This is a genomic window from Enorma massiliensis phI, from assembly GCF_000311845.1.
Classification (GTDB): domain Bacteria; phylum Actinomycetota; class Coriobacteriia; order Coriobacteriales; family Coriobacteriaceae; genus Enorma; species Enorma massiliensis.
Genome location: NZ_HE978574.1, coordinates 1,595,948 through 1,607,085 on the forward strand (window position 1 = coordinate 1,595,948; position 11,138 = coordinate 1,607,085).

The window sequence follows — 11,138 nt, forward strand, 5'->3', positions numbered from 1 at the left end:
AAGCTGATTTTCTGCGGAATCGTGCACCGAGAAGCTCGGCACCGAAAACTCCGCAGGCCGGACGCACTCCGCAAACTAATGCTTCATCTTGGAGCGCACGCCCTGGCGCTTGCGACCGCTTGCGAACTTCGACCCTTTGCGCGCGTTCTTGCGCAGCGCCTCCATGACCGCGTCCTCGCTTTCGCCCTCGAGCATCGCCTTGATGTGCACGATTGCATCGCGCAGGCGCGCCGCCTCCTCGAAGTCCATCGCTTCGGAAGCGCTCCGCATATCGTCCTCCATGGTAGCCACGATGCGCTGCACCTCATCGCGCGGTAGGTCGGAGAGCTCCTCGGCCAAGCGCTGCCCCGTCGACGCCGTAACACCGGGCGCTTCCTCGGCGCCTGCGCCATCGGCCGATGGCGTGAAGAACTCGCCATGTCCAAGCGAGTCGCCGCGCGACCGGTCGCGCTTGCCAACGTTTTCCGCCGCCTCGGCGATAAAACTCGAGATGTCGTTGATGGCCTTGCGAACTGTCTTGGGCTTGATTCCGTGCTCCTCGTTGAACGCCATCTGTATCGAGCGACGGCGATTGGTCTCGTCAATCGCCTCACGCATGGAATCGGTCATGGTGTCGGCATACATGATGACCTCGCCATCGGCGTTTCGAGCCGCGCGGCCGATGGTCTGGATGAGGGAGCGCCGGTTGCGAAGGAACCCCTCCTTGTCGGCGTCCAAAATGGCCACGAGCGATACCTCAGGCAGGTCGAGGCCCTCACGCAGCAGGTTAATGCCTACGAGCACATCGATCTTTCCTTGGCGAAGGTCGCGCAATATCTCGACACGGTCCATCGTCGCCGTATCCGAGTGCATGTAATTCACCTTAATGCCTGCATCGAGCATGTGGTCGGTAAGGTCTTCCGCCATCCGCTTGGTGAGCGTCGTCACGAGTACGCGCTCATGGCGAGCGGTGCGAACCCGAATTTCGTCGAGCAAGTCGTCAATCTGACCATGCACCGGGCGAACATCGATCTTAGGGTCCAGAAGGCCCGTAGGTCGAATGATCTGCTCGACGTTGTTCTGGCTCACGCGCAGCTCGTAGTCGCCCGGTGTCGCGCTCACATAGATGAACTGCGGCACACGGGCCTCAAACTCATCGAAGCGCAGCGGGCGATTATCGAGGGCCGAAGGAAGGCGGAACCCATGTTCCACGAGCGTCACCTTGCGCGAGCGGTCGCCCTCGTGCATGCCGCGAATTTGCGGCACGGTAACATGGCTCTCGTCGATGATGCAGATCATGTCCTTGGGGAAGTAGTCAATCAGCGTATATGGAGGTTCCCCGGGCTTGCGGCCATCGAGGTGACGCGAGTAATTCTCGATGCCGTTGCAATAGCCCATGGTCTCGAGCATCTCAAGGTCGTAGCTCGTGCGCTGCTCCAGGCGCTGCGCCTCAAGAAGCTTGTCGGCTGCCTTGAGCTCGGCGACACGATGCTCCATCTCGGTTTCGATCGATTTCACCGCAGCGGCCACCTTGGGTTTCTCCGTCACGTAGTGCGAAGCGGGCCACACGGGAATAGCGTCGTACTCGCGCAGAATCTCGCCCGTGACTTCGTCGATCTCGGCTATGAGTTCAACTTCGTCTCCGAAGAACTCGAAGCGAAGCGGATGTTCGGCATACGGAGGAAACACGTCGACGGTGTCGCCACGCACGCGGAACGTGCCTCGCGCCAGATCGAAGTCGTTGCGGTCGTATTGGATGTCAATGAGCGCATGGATGAAGTCGTCGCGCTCGAGGGGCTCCCGCTTATCGACATTCGGCGCAAGGCCAGCGTAATCCTCAGGCGAGCCAATACCGTAGATGCACGACACCGAGGCGACCACGATCACGTCGTTGCGAGAGAGCAACTGGGAGGTCGCCTGATGCCGGAGCATCTCGACCTCCTCGTTAATCGAAGCGTCCTTTTCGATATAGGTATCGCTCTGCGGCACATAGGCCTCGGGCTGGTAATAGTCGTAGTAGGAGACGAAGTACACGACCGCGTTATGGGGAAAGAACTCCTTGAGCTCGCTTGCCAGCTGGGCCGCGAGCGTCTTATTCGGCGCCATGACGAGCGTCGGCTTGCCAAGCGCTTCGATAGTCTTCGCCATGGTGTAGGTCTTTCCCGAACCTGTCACACCAAGAAGGACTTGATAGCGGTCCCCGCGCTCCACGCCCTCCACGAGCGAGGCGATGGCTTGCGGCTGGTCGCCCGAAGGCTCAAAGGGGCTCACGACCTCGAAGCGCGCAGGCTCGCTCGCCGTCCCAAATCGACGCAGCTCGCCGCCGACGCGCTCAACCTCGAACGAACTCATGAGACCTCCTCAAACTGGCTGCCGCACAAACAGGGCGCGGCGGCATGAAACGCGCGGTTACGACGCCGAATTAGGGTCAAAACGTAACGATACGGCTCCTTTTACTCACATACCCTCAAACGTGCCAGCATAGAGCTCCTGATAGCGCTTATGGGCGTTTTTCACGCGAATGAGATATGCCTGCGTCTCGGGAAAGGTAATCGCGTTATGAAGCGCTGTAGCAGCCGATGCCCATTCCTCAACGTTACTCAACCCTGCATTATAGGCAGCGATTGCATAGTCGGTCGAGCCGTTGAAGTAGTCGATGAGGTATCTAAGGTAGGCGCAGCCGAACATGATATTCGTCTCGGCATCGGAAAGGTCCTCGGGATCATACTCCGAGCCATCAACAAGGCCCAGGCGAACCATATCGCTCGCCGTATCGGGCATGAGCTGCATGAGACCCTGGGCACCACGATATGATTCGGCTTCGGAATTCCAGTTCGACTCACACTCGATAACCGCAGCCACAAGATACGGATCGACGCTATATCGAGCGCTCGCTTTGCTGATATAGTCCTGATACTCCAAGGGATAAAACGGCCGAAGCAGCAATGAGGGCGCGCTCGTATATCCAAAGGAGATGAGCCCGAAAAGCAAGACGAGGCAAAGCGGAATAACCCGGAACCACCCAAAGGCTCTAAGCGCGCTCACGAGCAGCTCCCAGCTTATCCTGAACCTCCTGCAAGCGGAATGAAGCACCTGAAGGCTCTTTGAGGGCTATATCATGATGCTCCGCCCATGCATCAATAGCAGAAAGAAGGCCGGCCATATCGTCTACATTTTCAATAACATAATCAGCAAGAGAGCAAAGCTCGTCCTCGGAGGGTTGCGCCTGCGAGCGCGCATCGAAATCTTGAGGCTGCATTCCACGGGAAAGGGCGCGCTCGCGGCGCAGCTCCTCAGGTGCGGAAATAGCGACGACCTCATCCGCGAGATCAAATACATCAACGAATGACTTCGGAACAGAAATCTCAACTACAGCCAGGCTGCATGATGGACCGCTTGCCGCACAGCAGACAGGCGGAACAAGCATGCGCGCAAGGCGCTCCTTAACGTGGGGATGAACGATTTGGTTGAGAAGTTCGGTATGCTCAGAGTCGCAAAATGCAGAATGAGCGAGCTCGGAAGTAATGATGCAGCCGTCCTCATCGAGAATATGCATGCCAAACGCGCAGGCAAGTTCCTTAACGATCTCGGACTCGGGCTCGTAGAGTGACTTCGCAAGATCGTCCAGATCAATGCGCCAGGCACCGCGAGAAGCAAGATAGCGCGTCGCCAACGATTTACCCGAAGCGATATTCCCGATAAAGAATGCTGTAAACACGGAAGGTCCTCCATGCGCTCGCCAACTACTGGACTATATAGAATACGATTATTGGGAGCTCTACATACAAAAAAAGGCTTTTGGATAACCAAAAGCCTTTTCATGTTAAGCGAACGGCTCGGTGCCGTCCACCGGTCAGCGGCGCCCTGCCCTCCCACGGTCTACACCGCAGTACTCTCGGCGCTCGAAATGCCACATTGGGGACTGTCCTCAATGTGGCATTCCGAGCTGCCTAATCCTGCTGTTCCGCTCGAAGCGAAAGCAAGAAGCCCACGCCGGCGATTATGCCAACGACCGCAAGCATCCAAAATGCCGTGACGCTACCGGAAAGTGTGGCGAATGCCATATCGGTGCCCGAAGCCTGTGCAGACGCGACGCACGTCGATGCCAGCGAGGTGCCGAACGCGCTTGCAAGCTGCTGTGCGGTGTTCGCAATCGCATTACCGTCGGCAGCGAGATCGCCGGGAAGGCGCTTCAGCGCGTTCGTCATGCAGTTTCCAAGGGTGTTTCCCTGTCCGAATCCAAAGAGCACATAAAGCGCAACCATGAGGGAAACCGAAAGCCTCGAGCCAGCAATGGCATAGAGAGCGGGCGCGAGCACGACGGCAACCATGCCCGTGCATACCGGAACGGTTGCCCCCACGCGATCCAACAGCTTGCCCGAAAGAGGAGAGAGCGAAGCGGCTAAGATGCATCCCGGCAGCATGATGGTTCCCGCTTGCAACGAATCGGCACCCAAGACAAGCTGCGCGAAGTTGGGGATGAGGTACCCCAGTCCCAAAATGATGAGCTGCACGCCCATCACGGGGACGAGCGCGAAGGCGAATCCCCGCTGCGCAAGAGGGCGAATGCTCAGAACGGGAACGGTTGCGCGGGTGGCATGCATCCCGAAAGCCCCGATGAATGCCGCAGCTAGCGCGAAAAGCATAAGGGTGCGCACACCAAGCCAGCCCGACAATGCGGCCTCGTTGATCCCCAGCACCAACGCCGAGAATCCAAACGCCAAAAGCAAAAAGCCCCGCACATCAAACGAAATGGTGCCTCGCAGCGTCTCGCGCTCTCCGCGCATACCAGATAGGCCGAGGGCAAGTGCCGCAACCACGACGGGAGCTAACACTATGAAAATCATGCGCCAGCTCGCCACGCTCACCATGAGGCCGCCGAGCGATGGTCCGATTGTGGGCGCTACCGCGGTGATGAGCGAGGCGACGCCCATCATGAGGCCGACCTTCGGAGCGGGAACACGATTGATGATGATGTCATACATGAGCGGCAGCCCAATGCTCGCCCCCACGCCCTGCAGAACTCGACCCATGAGAAGCACCGCAAATGCGGGAGCAATGGCGCCCGCCACCGTACCGCACAGAAAAAGCGCGATGGCGCCGATGAAAAGCGCCCTTGTGGAGAAGCGCCGGCGCAAATACGCGAAAACAGGAATACACACGGCCAGCGTGAGCAGATACGCAGTCGTAACCCATTGCACAGTTGCCGTACCGACCTCGAATTCGCGCATGAGCGCCGGGAACGTCACGTTCATAGACGTCTCGACCACCACGCCGCAGAAATTCAAGCTGCCTGCGGCGATAATGCAAGCAATGAGCCTCCCCTCCATCATCGCCGCGGCGCGGTTCCCTGAGCGATTTCGCTCCATCACAGGTTGTGCTCCTGATAGATTTTGTCGATGAGCTTTGTGACCTTTTTACCGTCCATGAGCCCATAGGTCTGCATGTCGATTGCCCGAACCACACGGTCGGGACCAGCGATTTTTTGGATATCGTCGACCAGGAAGCGAATCTGAGGCGCGATGAGAATCACTTTGATGTCATCCTCAAGGTTGTTCGCGTATACGCTCTCTGAGTACGCTTTGACCTCGTAGCGCCCCTTGGACGCCTCGCGAATCTGGCGAGCCATGATGCTCGTCGACATGCCGCCGTTGCACACAAGCATAATTTTTTCCATAATAAATCACCTTTCTTCTCACTTGGCCGACTGAACCGTCTAGGTGCTTCGGGCGCGCAGGCGCTACGCCCGAATTCTCACAACACTCCGCGCCCATCTGGGGAGGGGCGGCGGTAGAACCGCCGCCCGAAATGACCAGCAAAACCACACGTCAAGTGCAGCCACGCATCTATGGCCTCAACGCATGGAGTTCCCGATACACCTCGATGAACTCCTTGACATACGTTTTACAGCTCTCACCATCCATGAGCTGCGCTTCCGCATGCATAAGCATGAGCGATGAGGGCACATCGCCTGATTCCGCATCACGCTGGATAAGAGCCATGTGGGTATTGTGTCCTTCGATGAAAAGTTCTGAACCCCGCTCCATAAGCTCTCCGACGCGATCGAACTCACCGGCGCGGGCCGCCCGGAGCGCCTCCATGTAGCACGACTTAGCTTCACCAACGTGTGCGATGATGTCGAAGCAGGCCAGCTGAACATCATTCATCGTCTCACCATCACTCATCGTCTTCCTCGCTCTCGCCTTCCGTCTCAAGCTGAATCTGCTGCTTCTCATATACCTTAAAGAATGGATAGTAGATGGCAGCATCGACAATCGTGAACACGATGATAAAGATCACGGCCTTCCAGTCCATGGTGGAGAGGAACGCGCCGAAGATGTTTGGCATGTTCCAAGAAAGCAGCGCGAACGTCTTTTCAAGAATGCCCGCACTCATGAGCAGATACGCGGCGATACCGTTCACCAACGGGGCGAGCATGAACGGGATGAAGAAAATGGGGTTCAAAACAACGGGCAGGCCGAAAACGATTGGCTCGTTGATACCGAAGAAACTCGGGATGATGCCGATGCGACCGACGTACTTGCACAGCTTCGACTTAGAACGCAGCAGCAAAATGCCCAAAGCGAGCACGCTGCCGCAACCACCGATAATCACGAAGTAGACCCAGAACGGGGTGGTGTAGATGAATTGCAACGGCTCTCCGGCAAGCTGAGCAGCAGCGTTCACGGCAAGGTTGCTCTCGCGGATAGGACCGACGAAGCCGGTGACGGCCGTATCGTGAATGCCGAAGAAGAACAGGAAGTGCGTCACGAGGGTAACGAGTGCGAGGAACACGATGTTATCGGATGCGGCAAACGACGGGGCGATTACCATATAGAGGAACCCGGCCATCGTGGTGCCCATGCTGTGGAAGAATACGAAGCCGAGCGAGAACACAAGCATGAGAACCAAGCAGGGAACCATGTTCGCAAAGGTGTCGCTCAGAACCTCGGGAACGCTCGGCGGCATCTTGATGCGACCGAAATTCCGCGATGTCATGAAACGGTATGCCTCGACCGTGAAAATGGAAATGATCATCGCTGGGATAAGCCCCTTGCCACCGATATAGCTCAAATCCGCAATCGTGCCGTCCCAGCCAAGCGACTGGGGCCCTGCCACGAGCATGAGGAAGCCCGCGATGTTCACCAGGAGCGGGGTGAATGGGTTGATCTTATAGTGGCGGCACAGATAGTAGGTGATGCCGATGCCAAAGTAGAAAGCAAGGGCACCGATAGTCACCGTGTTGATCCACGTGAGTATGAAGTTTGCGTTCTCGGCGAACACCGCCCACGCATAGAAGAACCCCTCAGCCTCCTCTTTCGCAAACGGCGCGGCGCCGAGCACCGACGCGATGCCTCCCGTGAGCGTGATGGGCAGCAAGGTTAGGAACGAGTCACGAATTGCCTTGAGATATCGCCAGTTCGCCATCTTGTTTGCGATCGGCAAAAGCTTGCGTTCGATTGTCTCATTGATCGATGCCATGAAATCCTTCCTTTCAATCACTCTTGGGTCGAAGCTTCGGTCCGGTAGTTCGACCGATTGACGATGTCGCCGCCCGAGGCAATCACTTCTTTGAACCACGCGTATGAACGCTTCGGCACGCGCTTCAGCGTGCCATCCTGCACCCCGATAAGCCCGTATCGTTTTTCCATACCGCTAATCCAGGAATAGAGGTCCATAAGCGACCACACGAAGTACCCGCGCATATCGACGCCGTCATCCATGGCGTCAAGGAGCGCGGCGATGTGATCTTCGAGGAACGAGATACGGTAAGAATCATCTATCGGGTCATCGCCGATATCCTCATAGCAGCCCATGCCGTTCTCAGTGAGGAACAGCGGCACGTGGTATTTCTCATAAGCACGCTTGAGACCCCAATAGAGCCCTTCGGGATTGATCTCCATACCCCATTCGGTCGCTTTGTGCTTAGAGCTGTTAACCTGTTCAAACCAGCCTTTGACTACAATCTTGCTGCGACCGCCACCTTTACCCTTCGTGTTGTAGGTAACCTGCGTCTCGCCCTCTTCGTACTTCTTGATGTCCGCGCTCGAATAGTAATTGAGCCCAAGAAAATCAACGGTGTTCTCGCGCATAATCTTGAGGTACTCGGGCTTCATGCACGAAATGTCATAGGTCTTTGCAAGTTCCGCAATGAGATCGATGGGCGGCTCGCCGAAAACGGCGGTATCGAGCACCCAGTTGTTATTGAAGTTGTCCGCATAGCGCACGGCAATCTGCGTCTCGATGTCGTCATCGACGCCGTATACCGGCGTATAGCTATGCACGATGCCGATCATGCCCTGGTAGCCACCCTCGCGAAAGGCACGAACACCGAGCGCGCTTGCCAACATAATATGGAAGCCTGCTTGGATGTATTCCTGCACATCCGTGTGGAACGGAGGATAATCACCACCCATATAACCGCGTGATGTAACCCATTTGGGCTCATTCATCGTCACCCAGAAGCGCACGCGGTCACCGAAAGCCTCAAAACACACCCGAGCGTAGTGTTCAAACGCCAACGCGGTCGCATCGCTTGTCCAGCCCCCGAGCTCCTCCCAATACATGGGCAAATCCCAGTGAAAGATCGTCACGAACGGTTCAATGCCCGCCTCAATGCAACAGTCGATGAGATCGTTATAGAACGCAATACCGCGTTCATTCACGGTACCTTCGCGGTCGCTGATGATGCGTGGCCACGCGAGCGAAAAGCGGTAGGCTGTGTGACCGCCCGCTTTAGCAAGCGCGATGTCTTCACGAAATCGGTGATAGTGGTCGCACGCCACGTCCGCATCGGGAAGCCCGCGCTCATGCAGATAACAATCCCAAATCGACTCAACCTTGCCATCTGCGTCCCAGGCCCCTTCACATTGATACGATGCCGTTGCACCGCCCCACAAGAAACCTGAATTTATCGCCATATCCTCTCCCATCTTCTCGCATACGAAACTATCAATCTGGCGCGGGCCCAGCACCGAGATACCCTATTGCGACAGTTCACCGCCCAAGCCCATCAGCTCTTGGAGCGTTTCATATTTCCGCTCCTCAAGCAGCCTGTCGATTGCCGACTCGCTTGAAAGCAGCGCAGCGATACCACTGTTGAATTCGTCGGGATTGAATGTTGGATCATTCGAAAAGGAGATGAGAAACACCGCTTGGACCTCGTGCACGCCCCATGAAACCGGCTGATCAAGCAGACCGACCGCAACAAAGGGTGCGCAAGAGACGGCGCACGCCGGATGCGGCAGGGCAACGCGATTACCAAAGGATGTCGGGGCAATCTTCTCGCGTTCGAACACAAGATCCCGAAAGACCTCAGGAAGATGGACACGCTCGATTGCAGCATTAGCCAGAAAGGTAAGAATGCCTTCCTTTGTCGCCTCATGAACGTGCGCAAAAAATAGCTCACGCGGGAAATGTCGAATGAGACCGCCTGAATCCTCGCGCCTCAAAAGCTCGATGATGCCCACAACATCGGACTGATCGAGAAATACACTCACCTCGCGCACAGGAACTGGCACCGGAGTGGTAAGTGGAACCGTTGTGAACACATAGTCGATATTCGAGAAGTCCATATGCGCGATTTGACTTGCATCACAGGTCGTAATGGTATCAATATACGCGCCGAACTCCTTGCGGCAACGATATTCAAGCAACCGAGCCGTTCCGGCACCAGATGCGCATACTACGAGAACATTTTTCTTGGGAGGATCGTCATCGGAGCGTTCGATAGCAAGCGCAAATGCGAGAGCAAGATACCCAATCTCGGGCGCCTTCAACGACGACCCATAGTGACGTTCCAGCACGCGCGACCCGTCAACAGCCATAGACCATGCAAGCGGATACCGTGCCTTGATTTCCTCAGTAAGCGGATTTTTCGCAACCATATGATATTGAAGACGGACCGCAAGCGGCACGACATGGCAAGCGAGATTCATACGCAACTCAAGATCATCGCGAAAGTCGAGCTGGTATACCTGCCAGACCTCCTCGATCATCTCGGCAACAATCTGCCAAACCTCTTCAGAAATCAACGGAGAAGGGTCTTCTTCCGGCGAGCTTGGCAATCGATCCCACGACATCCGCTTTCCTGCAAAATGTAGCGCAATATATGCAATCTCTTCACGCGGAAGGTCGACAGCAAACTGACGTGCAAGTTCACGTGCAACAGCCTCGGCAGCCGCGTATTCAGGCGTATCTGTAATCTCCTCAAGTGAAGAGCCCTCCATTGGAATATATGCATGTGCTCGGATGCGCATTATGGCAACAGCGACGTGCACAATCAGGTTGCGATAATTGATGCTGCTGAACGTAAGTTGCGAGTCTTGTAACACGCTGTCGACACACGCCTGCACCGATTCCATCGTCACGCCAAATGTACTTGCACCCCGAGAATCCAATGCGCTTTGAAAGAACGTATCTGCAAAGCATAGGCGCTTCTGTGCCTCCTCGCCAGAGATGCGAATACCACGATATGGACGACTCTCTAGCTCCAAACCATAACGGGTGAGCGTAAGCTCAACCGTACGAAGATCGCTTGAAACGGTACGTCGCGATACATAGAGCGCCTGTGAAAGCGTATCGAGGGTAACCCAGTCTGAACGTGAAAGTAAATCACCCAGAAGATAGGAAACACGCTCCTCCGGTGAGTCCGGCACACCAGTTGATCGAGGCGAAACATTAAGAATGTGTTCAAGCTCCTTCTCATCGATGACCTTGAGCTCATAGACTCCCGGATGGGTAGGCTCAATTAACGCAATCCCGGAGAGAAGACTGTTGGCCTGTTTAATGTAGCGGCGTACCGAACGGGTGCCAACATCAAGACGGGCAGCCAACTCATCCGTCCTGAGTGGCTTATGCTCCTGGCGAAACAGCCCGATGATATCAAACGCTCGATCTGACATACTGCATCCCTCCTGATATCATCTTGCCAGCCAACAATGGCAACCTCAACGAATCATACTGTCCGGGTGTGCGGACAGAAATTGCGCTATTTGAGAGTTGCAGGGTATATGGCTCAAAAACAGGATCGGAGGAAGCAGCTGCATATGGGCTTACAGAATCCAAGGTACGAAAAGAGGCCGAGAGGTCTTAGAGAAATGAAGGCAAAAACAAAATAGCCTCGTGTATCGAGGCTAAACAATCTAGAGCTAATACCA

The 11,138-nt window shown here is 55.9% G+C and carries 9 protein-coding genes; all 9 read right to left on the reverse strand.

All coding sequences use genetic code 11. From position 1 onward, the window contains the following. Positions 1-75: 75 nt before the first annotated feature. The 9 genes from uvrB to HGEM_RS10030 all read right to left on the reverse strand — a co-directional run bounded on the left by uvrB (position 76) and on the right by HGEM_RS10030 (position 10,883). Positions 76-2,331, reverse strand: coding sequence for an excinuclease ABC subunit UvrB (gene uvrB / locus HGEM_RS06715; protein WP_019128661.1), 2,256 nt, complete (start codon positions 2,329-2,331; stop codon positions 76-78). Between the two features lie 105 nt (positions 2,332-2,436). Then, the gene (locus tag HGEM_RS06720; RefSeq protein WP_019128662.1) at positions 2,437-3,024 is read right to left on the reverse strand and encodes a lytic transglycosylase domain-containing protein; all 588 of its coding nucleotides are present in this window, start codon (positions 3,022-3,024) and stop codon (positions 2,437-2,439) included. Further along, positions 3,011-3,697, reverse strand: a complete 687-nt coding sequence (coaE, locus tag HGEM_RS06725; RefSeq protein ID WP_019128663.1) for a dephospho-CoA kinase — start codon at positions 3,695-3,697, stop codon at positions 3,011-3,013. The genes HGEM_RS06720 and coaE overlap by 14 nt, the downstream gene beginning before the upstream one ends. 232 nt (positions 3,698-3,929) lie before the next feature. After that, a complete protein-coding gene (locus HGEM_RS06730) occupies positions 3,930-5,348 on the reverse strand; it encodes an MFS transporter (protein ID WP_019128664.1) in 1,419 nt (472 codons plus the stop codon). Continuing rightward, on the reverse strand, positions 5,348-5,656 hold the full coding sequence (locus HGEM_RS06735) for a PTS sugar transporter subunit IIB (RefSeq protein ID WP_019128665.1): 309 nt from the start codon (positions 5,654-5,656) through the stop codon (positions 5,348-5,350). Before HGEM_RS06735 ends, HGEM_RS06730 begins: the two co-directional genes overlap by 1 nt. 169 nt (positions 5,657-5,825) lie before the next feature. Further along, complete coding sequence (locus tag HGEM_RS06740; protein WP_019128666.1) at positions 5,826-6,164, reverse strand: PTS lactose/cellobiose transporter subunit IIA; 339 nt, start codon at positions 6,162-6,164, stop codon at positions 5,826-5,828. Next, positions 6,157-7,461 (reverse strand): PTS sugar transporter subunit IIC, encoded by a 1,305-nt coding sequence (locus HGEM_RS06745; protein ID WP_019128667.1) that lies wholly within the window; start codon positions 7,459-7,461, stop codon positions 6,157-6,159. The genes HGEM_RS06740 and HGEM_RS06745 overlap by 8 nt, the downstream gene beginning before the upstream one ends. A 17-nt stretch (positions 7,462-7,478) precedes the next feature. Next, positions 7,479-8,900 (reverse strand): glycoside hydrolase family 1 protein, encoded by a 1,422-nt coding sequence (locus tag HGEM_RS06750; protein ID WP_154646809.1) that lies wholly within the window; start codon positions 8,898-8,900, stop codon positions 7,479-7,481. 63 nt (positions 8,901-8,963) lie between these two features. Beyond that, the gene (locus tag HGEM_RS10030) at positions 8,964-10,883 is read right to left on the reverse strand and encodes a BglG family transcription antiterminator (protein ID WP_019128669.1); all 1,920 of its coding nucleotides are present in this window, start codon (positions 10,881-10,883) and stop codon (positions 8,964-8,966) included. Positions 10,884-11,138 lie beyond the last annotated feature (255 nt).

Coding starts and splice junctions, on each gene's coding strand:
- HGEM_RS06730 (WP_019128664.1), bottom strand. CDS start 5,348: ATGGAGCGAAATCGCTCAGGGAACCGCGCCGCGGCGATGATGGAGGGG.
- HGEM_RS10030 (WP_019128669.1), bottom strand. CDS start 10,883: ATGTCAGATCGAGCGTTTGATATCATCGGGCTGTTTCGCCAGGAGCAT.
- uvrB (WP_019128661.1), bottom strand. CDS start 2,331: ATGAGTTCGTTCGAGGTTGAGCGCGTCGGCGGCGAGCTGCGTCGATTT.
- HGEM_RS06750 (WP_154646809.1), bottom strand. CDS start 8,900: ATGGCGATAAATTCAGGTTTCTTGTGGGGCGGTGCAACGGCATCGTAT.
- HGEM_RS06735 (WP_019128665.1), bottom strand. CDS start 5,656: ATGGAAAAAATTATGCTTGTGTGCAACGGCGGCATGTCGACGAGCATC.
- HGEM_RS06740 (WP_019128666.1), bottom strand. CDS start 6,164: ATGAGTGATGGTGAGACGATGAATGATGTTCAGCTGGCCTGCTTCGAC.
- HGEM_RS06745 (WP_019128667.1), bottom strand. CDS start 7,461: ATGGCATCGATCAATGAGACAATCGAACGCAAGCTTTTGCCGATCGCA.